The organism is Nocardia sp. NPDC050435, assembly GCF_040655395.1.
Lineage (GTDB): Bacteria > Actinomycetota > Actinomycetes > Mycobacteriales > Mycobacteriaceae > Nocardia.
Genome location: NZ_JBFAJW010000015.1, coordinates 1 through 14,108, shown reverse-complemented (window position 1 = coordinate 14,108; position 14,108 = coordinate 1). Strand labels below are relative to the sequence as shown.

Genomic DNA, 14,108 nt, shown 5'->3' with positions numbered 1-14,108 from the left:
GCCCCCGAGCCGGACGCTCCCGAGGCGCCGCCCGCCGCCGCGCGCTGGGATTTCCTGCGCGGTGCGGTCTTCCGCTGGGGTCTGCTCACCGCGCTCGGGGTGGTGCTCGGCTATTTCGCGGTGCTGCTGGCCAATGCCCGCCACTTCTATACCGACGACACCGAATCCCAGTACACCGGGTTGTGGATCGGACTGGGTGAATCGCTGCGCAAGGGCGAGTTCCCGGTGCTGGTGCCCGAACGGTGGATGTCGGGCAACAACATGATGGACGACGCGGGCCTGTTCAACCCGCCGCAGCTGCTGATCGATCTGATCGCGCCGTCGGTGGACAACATGGCGCTGTACGCCACCGTCGTGAAACTGATCTTCTCGATCATCGCCGCGCTCGGCGTCTACCGGATCTGCCTGGTGTACGGCGCGAAGCCGTGGTGGTCGGCGGTGGCGGGCGTGGCGTTCCCGCTCTCCGGGTTCTTCCTGTTCTTCGACCAGGCCAGCTGGATGACCGCGCTGACCGGGACGGCGTGGATGGTGCACGCGTGGGCGTCGGCGGTGCGCTATGTGCGCGGAAACTCGGGCCCGATCCCGGTTTTCGTCTTCCTCTATCTGACGATCAGCACCCAGTACATCTTCCCGGCGGTGGAAGCGGTGCTGATGCTGGCCGCGGTCGCCGTCGGCGAGATCCTGTACCAGCGCAAATGGGTGAACGTGCCGAAGCTGGTCGCGGCGGCGGGCTGCGCGGGCCTGGCCGGCCTGCTGACCTTCCTGCCCAGCATCCTCTCGGCGAAGGTGACCTGGCGCGGCACCTCGGCGATCATCAACGACCAGTTCCTGACCATTCCGTGGTCGGAGTCGCTGAACGCCAGCCTGCCCAGCACGCTGCCCGCGTTCACCTCCTGGTGGGGGTATGTGCAGCCGCTGCCGGTCACCTATATCGCCTGGTTCCTGATTCCGGCGCTGGCCTTCATCGATTGGCGGCGGGCCCGGGAGTCCTGGCGCGAACTGTCGGCGGTGGCGCTGTTCGCGCTGATGATGCTGATGTGGAGTGCGGGGCCGGGCACGATCGGGCCGCTGCGCTGGCCGGTGCGGGTGCTGCCGATGCTGGCGATCGGCCTGCTGGTGCTGGTATGCGTGCTGGTCTCGCGCTACGGCACCCTGGCGAGCCTGCGGACCCGCGCGATCGCGGCCGCCGTGCTGATCGCGGCCCTGTGGCTGCGCTCGTTCTCCGCCGATCCGCACAATGTGGTCCGGCACGTGCTGGCGGTGGCGCTGGTGGCCGCGCTGGTGGCGGGCGCGGTGTGGCTGGGGCTGCGGAAGAACGCGGTCGCGGTGTGCGCGCTGGCGATCGCGGCCATGTTCCCGATCGCGTTCTGGCAGGTGGAGGCCGCGCAGCCGACGCCGATGTCCTACAACTATCCGACCAACCGGTCCGAGGCCAAGGCCGCGTTCCCCGATTTCCCGGGCAACACCATCCAGCTCTCCGAACGCGGCCTGGTGCAGCCCGGTGACAAGAGCCTCGACGGCGCCTACGCCTCACTGGTGTTCGGCAACTACGCCAAGTCACTGGATCTGAGCTACGTCAACGGCTACACCCCGACCGGGCACTTCTATTTCGGTGAGCTGCTGTGCATGCGCTGGGACTCGAGCGTCTGCCCGGACGCCTATCGCCGGCTGTTCGCGCCGGAGCAGACCACCGGCCGGCCGCTGGTCGACCTGATGAAGCTGGACCGGGTGGTGCTGCAACGCGCGCTGTTCCCCGACGCCCGCGATCAGCCCGCGCCCGCGGGCTGGAAGTGGGCCGATTACCCCGGTCACGAGAAATACATCTGGGTGCTCGAACGCGTGGACGGCCCGATCTCCACGCAGAACGGCCGCGTCGCCGACATGTCGGCCGGTTCCGCGCGCTCGGTCTCCGAGACCGCCACCACCAGCCGGGTCCGGGTCGAAGCGCCCGAGGGCGCGCGCATCGTGTTCGCGCGATTGGGCTGGCCCGGCTACCGCGCCACCCTGGACGGCCGTCCGGTACCGATCTCGGTGGTCGCGAAATCCTTTGTCGCCGTGGACCTGCCGCCGGGCACCCGGGGCGCCGAGCTGGTGCTGACCTGGCGGCCGCCGGGCTGGAAGATCGGCGCGCTGTGCGCGCTGGCCGGCGTGGCCGGGGCGGGCGTGCTGCAGTGGATGTACGTCCGGCAGCGCCGCCGGGAACGGCAGGAGCCCGATCGGGCCGCGGCGACCGTCGGGTAAGTTTTCGGTCATGCCGGAGGAAACCGCCTTGGACGCCACCCTGTTGAGCCTGCTGGCCTGCCCGCAGGACAAGGGCCCGCTGCTGCTGGTCCGCGCGGGCGGCGATTCCCTGCTCTACAACCCGCGCCTGCGCCGGGCCTACCCGATCGACAACGGCATCCCGGTGCTACTGATCGATGAGGCCCGCGACGTCACCGACGCCGAGCACGAGAGCTTCACCGGGCAGCACGCCCAGGCGTGACCGCGCTGTCGAGCTCACCGGTCAGGTAGCGCTGGAGCGTCGGCCCCACCGCGGCGACGACCTCCGGAATCGGCATCGACGCCAACGGTTCCACCCCGACGATCTTGCGTGCCACCAGCACGCCGATCATCTGCGAGGCGACCAGCGCGATGCGGGTGCGCCCGTCGTCCTCGGGCGTCGCGATGCGCAGCCGCACCCGTTCCAGCACGACTTCGAGCAGAAAGGTGCGCGCCAGCTCCGGATCGCTGCCGCCGAGCAGGGTGCGCACCGCGGCGATCAGGCCGGGCCCGGCCGGGGAATCCCACACCGTCGCGACCGCCTGCAGGATGGTGGGCCCGAGCTGGTCCAGCGGCGCGGCCTCGATGAACCGCAGGGTCGCCTCCGGATCCACCGGCAATTCCACCACCGCGGCGAACAGTTGCTGCTTGGTCCCGAAATAGTGGTGCACCAGCGCCGGATCGACGCCGGCGTCCCCGGCGACCGCGCGGATCGAGGTCTTGTCGAAGCCGGCCTCGGCGAAGCGCGACCGCGCGGCCGCCAGGATCTGCTCGCGCGCGCCGGACTGCCCGGGCCGGCGCCCGGACCGTCCGTTGCGCGCTCGGGCGCCGGTCATGCGGTGCGCCGCCGCAGCGTCGCGGCGCCCAGGCACAGGGCGACGATCGCGAACGCGGCCACGATCGCCAGGTCCCGCCACATCTGCCCGGTCGCCTCCGGTGACCGCGAAACCTCTTGCAGCGCGTCGACGGCGTAGCTCAGCGGCATCACATTGCTGATCGGTTCCAGCCAGCTCGGCAGCTGATCGCGCGGCACCAGCAGACCGCACAGGAAGATCTGCGGCGCGACGATCACCGGCATGAACTGCACCGCCTGGAATTCGGTGCGCGCGAACGCGCTTGCCAGCAGGCCGAGCGCGACCCCGCAGACCGCGTCCACCATCGCGATCAGCACCACCCAGCCCGGGTTGCCCGCGGCGTCGAGCCCGAGCAGCCCGAACGACACCAGGCACGCCACCCCGGCCTGCGCGGCGGCGGCCAGGGAGAACGCGGTGCCGTACCCGGCCAGCAGATCGAGCTTGGACAGCGGTGTGGTGAGCAGTCTTTCGAGGGTGCCCGAGGTGCGTTCGCGCTGCATGGCGATCGCGGTGATCAGGAACATCACGATGAACGGCAGGATGCCGAGCATGCTGATGCCGACCTTGTCGAACAGGGACGGCCCGTGCGGCGCGTGCGGGGCCTCCGCGTAGATGAAGTACAGCAGCGTCATCAGCAGCGCGGGCACCACCACGATCATGGCGACGGTGCGGTGGTCGTTGCGGAGCTGGCGCAGAATGCGTTCGGTGGTCGCGAGGTAGGGGCGCAGTGTGCGCACCGGGGTGCTGGTCATGACTGGGATCCCCTCGTGATCAGGGTCAGGAAGGCGCGCTCGAGGTTCTGTTCGCCGGTGCGTTCGCGCAGTTCGTCCGGGGTGGATTCGGCGAGCAGGTGCCCCTCGCGCAGGAGCAGCAGCCGGTCGCAGTGCTCGGCCTCGTCCATGACGTGGCTGGAGACCAGCAGGGTCGTGCCGTTGGCGGCCAGTTCGTGGAACTGTTTCCACAGGTCCACACGCAGGACCGGATCCAGCCCGACCGTGGGCTCGTCGAGGATCAGCAGCTCCGGCTGCGCGACCAGGGCGCAGGCCAGCGAGGCGCGGGTCTTCTGACCGCCGGAGAGTTCGTCGCCGCGCTGCCGGGCGTGCTCGCCGAGGCCGACCGCGGCGATGGCGGTGTCGACGGCGTCGTGGTCGCGGCCGTAGAGCGCGGCGTAGTAGGCGACGTTCTCGCGGACGCTGATGTCGGCGTAGATGCTGGGGGACTGGGTGACGTAGCCGATGCGGCGGCGCAGGTCGGGCGACCCCGCGGGCTGCCCGAGGGCGTGCACCTGGCCGGATTCCACGATCTGTGTGCCGACGACGGCGCGCATCAGCGTCGTCTTGCCGCAGCCGGACGGGCCCAGCAGCCCGGTGATCGACCCGCGCGGCACGGTCAGCGAAATCTGGTGCAGCACTTCGCGTTTACCGCGCCGGACGGTGAGATCCCGGACTTCGACGGCGGGGGTTGAGGGGTGCGGCATGGTCGCCTCGATTCCTCGGTGCGCTCAATTCATCGAGCGTTGAATTCACTATGTGTTGAATTAAACGCCGGTGCCGCCGGGAACACAAGCAGGTCGGGTGTAACCCCAGCTCAGTGCCCATGCCCGGGCGGCGCCCCCGCCGCCTGCCCGGGCTCGACCACGACGAACTGGCCCATCATTCCCTGATCCTCGTGCCAGAGCAGATGGCAGTGATACATGTAGGGCGTGTCCGGGTCCGCGGGTCCGTCGAAGCGCAGCGCCAGCCGGACGGTGCTGTCGGGTGCGACGAACACCGTGTCCTTGGCTCCGGTCAGCGGCGCGGGCGGCGGTCCGCCGTTCACCGACAGCACGCGGAACTGCGCGTCGTGCACGTGGAAGTTGTGCGGCATGCCGTCGGCGTTGCGCACCACCCAGATCTCGGTGCTGCCCCGGGTGACCGTGAGGTCGATCCGGTCCATCGCCATCGGAACATTGTTGATACCGGCCAGATTCAGGTCGAAGTGCCGCTCGCGCGCCGCCTGCGCGCCGTCGGGCACCGACAGTGCCGCGAGTGCCGCGGGCAACGGGGGCGCGGGGCGCAGCGCCGCCGCGGCGCGCAGTTCGAGAATGTCGAACCGGTCGTCGCCCCCGGAGAAGCGCTGGTTCCAGAAATCGAGTCCGGCGTCGAGCGGGTTGCTGCGCAACACCGTTCGCTCGCCCGCGCGCATCCGCACCACGATCTCGGCGCGCTCGCCGGGGGAGAGCTGCACGCGATCCAGGGTGAGCGGGCGCGGCACCAGGCCGCCGTCGGTGCCGATCAGGGCGAAGGTGCGCTCGTCGGCGAAGGCGAAGTTGTAGATCCGCGCGGTCGAGGCGTTGAGCAGGCGCAGGCGCACCAGCTCGGCGCCGACCTCGCGGTAGGGCGCGAGCGTGCCGTTGACCAGGATCTGCTCGCCCAGAAAGCCGGCGTTGCGGAAGATCCGGTGGGCGTTGTCGAACCCGGATCCGGTGAACTTCACGTCCTGCACGATCACCGGAAGGTCGTCGACGCCGTATTCCGCGGGCAGCGACAGGGATTCGGCATTCTCGTCGTCGAGCAGGAACAGGCCCGCCAAGCCCCGGCGCACGTGCTGTTCGGTCGCGCCGTGCGGATGCGGGTGGTACCAGAGGGTCGCGGCCGGTTGATCGATCGTCCACCGCGGCGTCCAGGACGCGCCCGCGGCGACCGTCTGGTGCGGCCCGCCGTCCATGGCCGCGGGCAGATGCATGCCGTGCCAGTGCACTGTGGAGGCTTCGGGCAACGCGTTGCGCACGCGCACCTCCACCCGTTCGCCCCGCCGGGCGCGCAGGGTCGGCCCCAGGTAGTCGCCGTTGAAGCCCCACGTCTCGGTGGTCTGTGCCGGCCGGAATTCCTTACGCCCCGTGCGCATCTCGAGGTCGAAGATCCGGGTGCCGTCCGGGTCGAGGGCGCCCTCGGCCAGCGGTGGGATCGCCAGTTCGTTCCGGAAATCCGTGCTGCCGGCGGTCGATATCGCCGCGCCGGTGTACACCCACGTGACGCACCCGCCGATCAGTGCGGGGACGAGAACGACCAGCAGTGCGACGCCGAGCAGTAACCGCCGCAACCAGGGAACCGAAGCCATGCACTGAAACTAGGAACCGGGCGGCTTTCGGACATCGGGGAGCGACCCGGATCTGCCCCTGGTCTATCCCTTAGTCCGCACCGAGTTCGGCGGCCGCGTCCTGGCTCGCGCCGGTGGTGCGCCGTAGGAAATCGGCGATCAATTCCAGCTGTTCGGGGGTGTATCGCTCGCACAGCTCGTCCATCCGGGTGTTCATCGGCGCGAGCACGCGATACAGCTCGGGGTTGCGGTCGCGCACCGCGCGCACCGTGACCGCGCGGCGATCGGCGGCGTCGGGATCGCGCTCGCGCACCGCCCAGCCGCCGCGCTGCAACCGGTCCAGGATGCCGGTCATCGTTGCGGGGTGCAGGCCCGCCAGCTTGGCCAGCGCGCCCGGGCTGATCGGGCCGTGCCGGCTGATCAGGTCCAGGCAGTGCCAGTCGGCGTCCTTGAGCTCCAGCTTGCTGCCGAACACCCGGTTCAGCAGGGCCAGGTGCGAATTCAGTTCCCGCAGCGACTCCTTGACGGCGTTCGCGGCCCGCCTTCTATCTCTTACGTCACTCATATAGTACGACTCTCGTATTAGATGATATGGTTCTCATATGATACGACGCCGGAATCGAGCGGCGTCGGCGACATACCGCTTCCTGGAGGATCACATGCGCATCATCGTTTTCGGGGCCAATGGACCCACCGGCCGCCTGCTGACCGGTCAAGCCCTCGACGCGGGCCACGACGTCGTCGCCGTCACCCGCAGGCCCGCCGATTTCCCGCTCGCGCACGACCGGCTCACTGTCTTCGAAGGCGATGTGCTGCACCAGGATTCGGTGGACACCGCGGTCGCCGGCGGCGATGTGGTGCTGTCCGTCCTGGGTGTGCCGTTCGGGAAGGCGGAGATCACCACCTATTCCGCCGGTGTCGGCAATATCGTGACAGCGATGCGCAAGCATCGGGTGCGGCGCATCGCCGTGGTTTCCTCGAGCGCGGTCGACCTCAGGCCCTACTCCGACGCCGGGTTCCTGTTCAACCGCGTCGTGCAGCCCTATATCGCGCGGGTTCTGGGCCGCACCCTCTACGACGACATGCGCCGGATGGAAGCGTTGCTGCGGGCGACCGAGCTGGATTGGACGATCGTGCGCCCGAGCGGGCTCTTCGAGCTGCCCGCCGTCACCGAGTACACGATGGTGGCCGGACATGCCGACAGCCGCTTCACCGCGCGGGTCGATCTGGCCGCGAGCCTGCTGCGCCTGGCCGAGACCGAGGGGTTGTTCGTGCGCGACACGGTCGCGGTCGTCACCACCGCCGACAACCCGAGCATCCTGCAGTTGATCCGCTCGGAAGCGCTGGGTAAGAGCTGAATCCAGCTATGTGACTCAGATCACACGGCTGGGGTGTCACGTCCGGCGGGGGTCATCTGTCCCATGGTCGTCAGCAACCAAGAGAGCACGGGAGCCACGGCCATGACCACCCAGACCACCACCCACCGAATCGTCGTTCTCGGCGCGGGCTACACCGGCATGCTGGCCGCCATCCGGCTGGCGCGGCGCACCCGCAAACTCGACGTGCGGATCACCCTGGTGAACCCGTCGGACCGTTTCACCGAGCGCCTGCGCATGCACCAGATCGCGGCCGGCCAGGAATTGGGCGACCACCGGATCCCGGCCCTGCTGGAGGGCACCTGCGTCGAATTCGTCCAGGGCCGGGCCACCGCCATCGACCCGGAACGCCGGATGGTTCGCGTCGACGACGCCGTCACGCTGCCCTACGACGAACTGATCTACGCGCTCGGCTCCAGCACCGACACCTCGATCGTGCCCGGCGCCGCCGAACACGCCTGGACGCTGAACGACCCCCGCGAGGCGCACCGCTTCGCCGAGCGGCTGGCGGCGGTCGCCGCGCGCGGCGGCGCGGTCGTGGTCAGCGGCGGCGGACTCACCGGCATCGAGGCCGCGGCCGAAATCGCCGAGCAGTACCCGGATCTCACCGTCACCCTGGTCAGCACCGGCGAGCCCGGCGCGATGATGGGCGAGAAGGCGCGCGCCTACCTGAACCGGGTGCTCGATCGGCTCGGTGTGGTCCGTGAGATCGGCCGCAAGGTCATCAAGGTGCTGCCCGACGCCATCGAATTGGCGGGCGGCGCAACCCTTCCCGCTGATCTCACGCTGTGGACCGCCGGTGTCCGGGTGTCGCCGCTGGCGGCCGAGTCCGGCATCGAAACCGACGCGCACGGACTGATCGTCGTCGACCCGACCCTGCGCTCGGTGTCGCACCCGGACATCCGCGCGATCGGCGACGCCGCCGCGGTGCGCCAGGCCTGGGGCCAGGTGCACGGCACCTGCCAGTCGGGCCTGCCGACCGCCGACTACACCGTCGCCGCCATCGTCGCGCAACTGCGCGGAAAGCCGGTGCGGCCCTTCCGGTTCGGCTACTTCCATCAGCCGGTCAGCCTCGGCCGCCGCGACGCGGTCATCCAGTTCACCAAGGCCGACGACACCCCGGGCCGGTTCTACCTGACCGGCCGCGCCGCCCGGATGTACAAGGAATCGGTCAGCAGCAGCCCGCTGAACGCCTACCGGATGGGCATGAAGATCGACATCCCGGTGCAGCTGTCCAAAGGTGGCAAGGCCACCCGTGCCACCGCGTGACCGTCGCGGATAGCCCGCCGAGCGCTCGCCCGGCGGGCTGTCCGACGATGGTTCACGTGATCGACGACGAGGAGAACCGACCGATGAACGACGAGACGCCGGATCCGTTCATCGAACATCGCCGCCTGCTGTTCTCCACCGCCTACCGGATGCTGGGCACCGTCACCGACGCCGAGGACATCCTGCAGGACACCTGGCTGAAATGGCATGCCACCGACCGCGCCACCGTGCAGCACCCCAAGTCCTACCTGGTGCGCACCGTCACCAACCTGTCGCTGAACCGGCTCACCTCCGCCCGCGCGACCCGCGAGAACTACGTCGGGCCCTGGCTGCCCGAACCGCTGCTGACCACGCCCAACATCGCCGAGGAGACCGAATTGGCGGACACCGTCTCCACCGCGATGCTGGTGGTCCTGGAAACCCTGAGCCCGGTCGAACGCGCGGTGTTCGTGCTGCGGGAGGTCTTCGGCTACTCGCACGCCGAAATCGCCGACACCCTCGACAAGACCGAGGCCACCGTGCGCCAGATCGCGCACCGCGCCCGCGCGCACGTGCAGTCGCGGCGGCCGCGCTTCGACACCGACACCGCCGAACGCGCGCACGTCACCGAGCAGTTCATGGCCGCGTGCGCGGGCGGTGACCTGAACGCGCTGATGGATCTGCTCGCCCCCGAGGTCACCTCCTGGTCCGACGGCGGCGGCGTGGTCACCGCGGCCCGCCGGCCGCTGCACGGCCCCGACCACGTCGCGCGCTGGGTGCTGGGCGTGCTGGCCAAACCGTCGGTGGCGGGCGTGGAGTTCCGGTCCGCGCACATCAACGGTGAACTGGGCACGCTGGCCACGATCGGCGGAAATCCGGTGGCCGCCTTCACCTACGACCTCGCCGACGGTCACATCCGGAATCTGCGCTTCCAGGTCAACCCCTACAAACTGAAGGGGCTGTATCTGGATCCGGAGACCCTCGGCTGAGCCTGCGCGGCGAACCGGCGGCGCGCGCTCTACGCTTCTGCGGTGACCAGCCAGATCGCGGGGACCGACCCCGAAGGCGGACAGTTACGGGTGTCGACCCTGGAACTGTTCTTCGACCTCGTTTTCGTCTTCACCATCACCCAGCTCACCCACGTCTTCGTGCATCATCCGGGGTGGGAGGCGGTGGCGCAGATCGTGATCGTGTTCGGCGTCATCTGGTGGATGTACGACGGCTTCACCTGGCTGACCAACGAGGTGGCCCCGAACACCTCCGGCCGGCGCACCCTGCTGCTGGTGGGGATGTTCGGTTTCTTCGTGCTCGCGCTCGCCATTCCGGACGCCTTCCACGGCACCGGCGTCGTCTTCGGGCTGGGCTATGTCCTGGTGACCGCCGTGCACACGGCGCTGTTCGCCTCCGCCGGCGGCGCCTCGGCGCTGGTCGCGATCAAGAAGATAGCGCCGTTCAACGCGATCGCCGCCGCACTGGTGCTGACCGGCGGCTTCCTGCACGGCTGGCCGCAATATCTGTGCTGGGCACTGGCTTTCGCGTGGCAGATCCTCACCCCCTACCTGATCGACACCAGCGGCTTCGAGGTGCGGGCACGGCACTTCGCCGAGCGGCACGGCCTGGTCATCATCGTGGCGATCGGTGAATCGATCGTCTCGATCGGCGTCGGCCTCACCGACCGCGACCTCACCCTCGGCCTGGTCGCCAATGTCGCGCTCGGGCTCGGGCTGGCCTATGTGCTGTGGTGGGCGTATTTCGGCGTCGACGACGAACGCGGCGAGCACGCGCTCGCCGCGGTCCCGGCCCGGGAGCGCTCGCGGCCCGCGGTGCTCGCCTACGGCTACGCGGTGTATCCGATGCTGACCGGGGTCACGCTGGCCGCGGCCGGCATCCAGATGAGCATCGCGCACGGCAACGAGGCCGCCACCTGGCCGGCCGCGGCCGCGCTGACCGGCGGTGTCGCGCTGTACTTCTGCGGGCAGTGGGGTTTCCGGCAGGCGCTGTCGCTGCCGCGCCCGTGGACCCGGCTAATCGGGGCGGCCGCCCTGGCCGCCACCCTGCCGATCGGGCTGCTGTGGGTGGCCTGGGCTCAGCTCGCGGCCCTGGTCGCGGCCGCGTTCGCGGTGGTCATCATCGACGACGTGATCACGCTGCGGTCCGGGCACCACAGCTCCTATGTCTGAGGTCTCGTCCACAATGGGAAGCCGTGTCCGCTGACGAACTGGCTCTCGAACCGCCCGCCGCCGCCCGCCGGCTGCTGAGGGCGACGCTGTGGTCCGGGCCGGTCGGGGTGCGCATCGTCGAGGTCGAGGCCTACGGCGGCGACCCGGCCGGACCGTGGCCGGATCCCGCCTCGCACTCGGGGCGCGGGCGCACCCCGCGCAACGCGGTGATGTTCGGACCGGCCGGCTTTCTCTATGTCTATCTCAGCTACGGCATGCACCGGTGCGTGAACGTCACCACCGGCTTCGACGGGGTGGCCAGCGCCGTGCTGCTGCGCTCCGGCGAGGTGATCGCGGGCCTGGACACGGCCCGCGAGCGCCGCCCCACCGCTCGCACCGATCTCGACTTGGCCAGGGGCCCCGGCAATTTCGGCAGCGCGCTCGGCATCACCCTGGCCGACTACGGCGCCGACCTGTTCGAGCCCGCCGCCCCGATCCGGCTGGAGCTGAACGGAAACCAGGATCCCGCCGCCATCGCGAGCGGGCCGCGGGTCGGGGTTAGCGCGGCCGCGGAGGTCCCGTGGCGCTTCTGGTTGCCGTCCTCGCGGGCCGTGTCCGCCTACCGGCGCAGCCCACGCGCAACGAAGTGACCAGCGGTTTCGGCGAATTCGAAAAATTCTTCGGCACCCGCGATGAGTTTCCTCGGCGGCCTCCGTCCTTACTGCTGAACGCGCTACCAACCCGGCGCGACCGACCAGAAGGAACGCAGAAATGACCGCCATCACCGCTCCCGCCCAGACCGTCACCACCTCCGCCAAGATCCGCAACCGCGTGCTGTGGACGCTGCAGATCGTGCTCGGCCTGTTCTTCGTCATCGCCTCCGGCGGTCCGAAGCTCGTCATCCCGCAGACGCTGATGGCGAACGAGAGCGCGCCCGTCGCCATCCCGCTCGCACTGCTCGTCTTCATCGGCGTCGCCGAGGTCGCGGGCGGCATCGGCCTGATGGTGCCGAAGCTGAGCGCGCTGGCCGCCGGCGGTCTGTCGGTGCTCACCCTGCTCGCCGCCGGAACCCAGGCCTTCCTCGCGGACATGCCGGGCATGGCCATCTTCCCGCTGGTGCTCTCGGCGATCTTCGCCTGGATCGCCTACGAGCGCCGCGACTCCATCGCCGCTCTGCGCGCCACGATCTCGCGGTGACACTGCTCTAGAGCACGCCCGGCGATCGGTGGGTCTTCCCGCCGGCCGCCGGGTCGTGCTCGTTGCCGATCGATCACCGTCGGGTTGGCAGTGATCGGTCCAGCGGCCATCTGGTTCGCGAGTCCCCGGGGGCGCGCGCCAGGTGGCCGCTGTTATTCGGTGGCCGCCGCGCGGCCCGGCGCGCACAATCCCTCCTGGCACCTGCGCATCCGCGCAGGACACACGTGCGGAAAGATGGGACAGCGTGAGCGAACGCGGCGACATCATCGATGAACTGACCTGGCGCGGACTGATCGCGCAGTCCACCGACCTCGATGCCCTCCGGGCGGCGGCCGAGGCCGGTCCGCTGACCCTGTATGCGGGGTTCGACCCCACCGCCGCCAGCCTGCACGCCGGACACCTGGTTCCGTTGCTCGCGCTCAAGCGTTTCCAGCGGGCCGGCCACCGGCCGATCGTGCTCGCCGGCGGCGCCACCGGCCTGATCGGTGACCCGCGCGATGTCGGCGAGCGCACCATGAACTCCACCGACACCGTCGCCGAGTGGGCGGGGCGGATCCGCTCGCAGCTGGAACGTTTCGTCGACCTCGACGATTCGGCGAACGGCGCGATCATCGCCAACAACATGGACTGGACCGGATCGCTGTCGACGGTCGACTTCCTGCGCGACATCGGCAAGCACTTCTCGATCAACGTCATGCTCGCCCGCGACACGGTCAAGCGGCGGCTCGACAGCGACGGCATGTCCTACACCGAGTTCAGCTACATGCTGTTGCAGGCCAACGACTACCTGCAACTGCGCCGCCAGTACGGCTGCACGCTGCAGGTCGGCGGCTCGGATCAGTGGGGCAACATCATCGCCGGCGTCGAGCTGAACCGCCGCGTCGACGGCGAGCCGGTGCACGCGCTCACCGTGCCGCTGGTGACCTCGGCCGACGGCAAGAAGTTCGGCAAGTCCACCGGCGGCGGCAGCCTCTGGCTGGACCCGGAGATGACCAGCCCCTACGCCTGGTACCAGTACTTCGTGAACACCGCGGACGCGGACGTCGTCCGGTACCTGCGCTGGTTCACCTTCCTCTCGCGCGAGGAGCTCGACGAACTGGAGGTGGCCACCGCCGAGCGCCCGCACGCGCGGGAGGCCCAGCGCCGCTTGGCCGCCGAGATGACGACCCTGGTGCACGGCGCGCGGCACACCGAAGCGGTGCAGCTGGCCAGCCAGGCACTGTTCGGTCGCGGCGAACTGCGCGAGCTCGACGAGCCGACGCTGGGCGCGGCGCTGCGCGAAGCCGCGGTCGACGGCGTGGTGGCGGAGGTGAAGGCGGGGGAGACGATCGTGGACCTGCTGGTCGCGAGCGGGCTGTCCGAAAGCCGCGGCGCGGCACGGCGCGCGGTCAACGAGGGTGGCGCGTACGTGAACAACGAGAAGATCACCGACCTGGAATGGACCCCCGCCGAGGCCGACTACCTGCACGGACAGTGGCTGGTGCTGCGCCGGGGCAAGAAGAACCTGGCGGGCGCGCGCCGGGCAGCAGCCTGATCTCAGCGTGGCTTGGGTCACAAAATCGTGGCCCAAGCCCGCATTCGGGCCGTCTCCAGGGTGTCTGACCAGCGGAATTACACGCGTGTAGTGCCGATTTGACCTTGCGTTCCCTGCCGCGTAACTTATGTCGAGTCAGAGCGACACGGACACCGACCCGGAGCCGAGAGGCCAGGGAAACGAGGTAGGACGGGGAGCGCCTGGCATGCCAGACCGCGAGACCGAGCAGGGATTTGACACTGTGCGGTGCGAGTCTTAGGCTGGAACAGTTGCCTCACGGAAGCCCCGGTTAAATCTGGAGCGGATGTTTGTGCGTGTGTTCTTTGAGAACTCAATAGTGTGTCGATGAATGTCAGTGCCAATAATTTATTGGTGCCAGCCATTTCATACCCCCCGGTTGGGA

At 69.4% G+C, this 14,108-nt stretch carries 14 protein-coding genes; 9 read left to right on the top strand and 5 right to left on the bottom strand.

What is annotated here, in order from left to right; translation table 11 throughout:
• Nucleotides 1-99: 99 nt before the first annotated feature.
• Together AB0I43_RS35965 and AB0I43_RS35960 are read left to right on the top strand one after the other, a co-directional pair.
• Nucleotides 100-2,241 carry a hypothetical protein gene (locus AB0I43_RS35965; protein ID WP_357433500.1) on the top strand — a complete coding sequence of 714 codons (2,142 nt, stop codon included), beginning with the start codon at nucleotides 100-102 and terminating at the stop codon, nucleotides 2,239-2,241.
• A gap of 10 nt (nucleotides 2,242-2,251) precedes the next feature.
• The gene (locus AB0I43_RS35960) at nucleotides 2,252-2,482 is read left to right on the top strand and encodes a Trm112 family protein (protein ID WP_356978809.1); all 231 of its coding nucleotides are present in this window, start codon (nucleotides 2,252-2,254) and stop codon (nucleotides 2,480-2,482) included.
• On the opposite strand, the gene AB0I43_RS35955 is transcribed toward AB0I43_RS35960, so the two are convergent.
• The 5 genes from AB0I43_RS35955 to AB0I43_RS35935 all read right to left on the bottom strand — a co-directional run bounded on the left by AB0I43_RS35955 (nucleotide 2,457) and on the right by AB0I43_RS35935 (nucleotide 6,756).
• A complete protein-coding gene (locus AB0I43_RS35955; protein ID WP_356978811.1) occupies nucleotides 2,457-3,095 on the bottom strand; it encodes a TetR family transcriptional regulator in 639 nt (212 codons plus the stop codon). The two genes, AB0I43_RS35960 and AB0I43_RS35955, sit on opposite strands and share 26 nt — an antisense overlap.
• Nucleotides 3,092-3,865, bottom strand: coding sequence for an ABC transporter permease (locus AB0I43_RS35950; protein WP_357433470.1), 774 nt, complete (start codon nucleotides 3,863-3,865; stop codon nucleotides 3,092-3,094). The genes AB0I43_RS35955 and AB0I43_RS35950 overlap by 4 nt, the downstream gene beginning before the upstream one ends.
• Nucleotides 3,862-4,590, bottom strand: a complete 729-nt coding sequence (locus AB0I43_RS35945; protein WP_357433468.1) for an ABC transporter ATP-binding protein — start codon at nucleotides 4,588-4,590, stop codon at nucleotides 3,862-3,864. The genes AB0I43_RS35950 and AB0I43_RS35945 overlap by 4 nt, the downstream gene beginning before the upstream one ends.
• Nucleotides 4,591-4,700: 110 nt before the next feature.
• Nucleotides 4,701-6,212 carry a multicopper oxidase domain-containing protein gene (locus AB0I43_RS35940; protein WP_357433466.1) on the bottom strand — a complete coding sequence of 504 codons (1,512 nt, stop codon included), beginning with the start codon at nucleotides 6,210-6,212 and terminating at the stop codon, nucleotides 4,701-4,703.
• Nucleotides 6,213-6,282: 70 nt separating this feature from the next.
• Entirely contained in the window at nucleotides 6,283-6,756 is a 474-nt protein-coding gene (locus AB0I43_RS35935) for a MarR family transcriptional regulator (RefSeq protein WP_357433465.1), read from the bottom strand.
• Nucleotides 6,757-6,850: 94 nt separating this feature from the next.
• Here AB0I43_RS35935 and AB0I43_RS35930 point away from each other — a divergent pair, with 94 nt between their 5' ends.
• The 7 genes from AB0I43_RS35930 (at nucleotide 6,851) to tyrS (ending at nucleotide 13,705) form a co-directional block, all read left to right on the top strand.
• The gene (locus AB0I43_RS35930) at nucleotides 6,851-7,549 is read left to right on the top strand and encodes an NAD(P)H-binding protein (protein ID WP_357433463.1); all 699 of its coding nucleotides are present in this window, start codon (nucleotides 6,851-6,853) and stop codon (nucleotides 7,547-7,549) included.
• A 102-nt stretch (nucleotides 7,550-7,651) separates the two neighbouring features.
• Complete coding sequence (locus AB0I43_RS35925; RefSeq protein WP_357433461.1) at nucleotides 7,652-8,836, top strand: FAD-dependent oxidoreductase; 1,185 nt, start codon at nucleotides 7,652-7,654, stop codon at nucleotides 8,834-8,836.
• Nucleotides 8,837-8,919: 83 nt separating this feature from the next.
• Nucleotides 8,920-9,804 carry an RNA polymerase sigma-70 factor gene (locus tag AB0I43_RS35920; RefSeq protein WP_357433459.1) on the top strand — a complete coding sequence of 295 codons (885 nt, stop codon included), beginning with the start codon at nucleotides 8,920-8,922 and terminating at the stop codon, nucleotides 9,802-9,804.
• A 42-nt stretch (nucleotides 9,805-9,846) separates the two neighbouring features.
• The gene (locus tag AB0I43_RS35915; protein ID WP_357433457.1) at nucleotides 9,847-10,995 is read left to right on the top strand and encodes a low temperature requirement protein A; all 1,149 of its coding nucleotides are present in this window, start codon (nucleotides 9,847-9,849) and stop codon (nucleotides 10,993-10,995) included.
• 23 nt (nucleotides 10,996-11,018) lie between these two features.
• A complete protein-coding gene (locus AB0I43_RS35910; RefSeq protein WP_357433455.1) occupies nucleotides 11,019-11,624 on the top strand; it encodes a DNA-3-methyladenine glycosylase in 606 nt (201 codons plus the stop codon).
• Between the two features lie 121 nt (nucleotides 11,625-11,745).
• Entirely contained in the window at nucleotides 11,746-12,171 is a 426-nt protein-coding gene (locus AB0I43_RS35905; protein ID WP_357433454.1) for a DoxX family protein, read from the top strand.
• Between the two features lie 244 nt (nucleotides 12,172-12,415).
• Complete coding sequence (gene tyrS / locus AB0I43_RS35900; RefSeq protein ID WP_357433452.1) at nucleotides 12,416-13,705, top strand: tyrosine--tRNA ligase; 1,290 nt, start codon at nucleotides 12,416-12,418, stop codon at nucleotides 13,703-13,705.
• Nucleotides 13,706-14,108 lie beyond the last annotated feature (403 nt).

What these genes read in the sequence shown, in the direction of transcription:
- AB0I43_RS35950 (WP_357433470.1), bottom strand. Translation starts at nt 3,865, where the DNA reads ATGACCAGCACCCCGGTGCGCACACTGCGCCCCTACCTCGCGACCACC.
- AB0I43_RS35930 (WP_357433463.1), top strand. Translation starts at nt 6,851, where the DNA reads ATGCGCATCATCGTTTTCGGGGCCAATGGACCCACCGGCCGCCTGCTG.
- AB0I43_RS35920 (WP_357433459.1), top strand. Translation starts at nt 8,920, where the DNA reads ATGAACGACGAGACGCCGGATCCGTTCATCGAACATCGCCGCCTGCTG.
- AB0I43_RS35925 (WP_357433461.1), top strand. Translation starts at nt 7,652, where the DNA reads ATGACCACCCAGACCACCACCCACCGAATCGTCGTTCTCGGCGCGGGC.
- AB0I43_RS35940 (WP_357433466.1), bottom strand. Translation starts at nt 6,212, where the DNA reads ATGGCTTCGGTTCCCTGGTTGCGGCGGTTACTGCTCGGCGTCGCACTG.
- AB0I43_RS35945 (WP_357433468.1), bottom strand. Translation starts at nt 4,590, where the DNA reads ATGCCGCACCCCTCAACCCCCGCCGTCGAAGTCCGGGATCTCACCGTC.
- AB0I43_RS35935 (WP_357433465.1), bottom strand. Translation starts at nt 6,756, where the DNA reads ATGAGTGACGTAAGAGATAGAAGGCGGGCCGCGAACGCCGTCAAGGAG.
- AB0I43_RS35955 (WP_356978811.1), bottom strand. Translation starts at nt 3,095, where the DNA reads ATGACCGGCGCCCGAGCGCGCAACGGACGGTCCGGGCGCCGGCCCGGG.
- AB0I43_RS35960 (WP_356978809.1), top strand. Translation starts at nt 2,252, where the DNA reads ATGCCGGAGGAAACCGCCTTGGACGCCACCCTGTTGAGCCTGCTGGCC.
- AB0I43_RS35905 (WP_357433454.1), top strand. Translation starts at nt 11,746, where the DNA reads ATGACCGCCATCACCGCTCCCGCCCAGACCGTCACCACCTCCGCCAAG.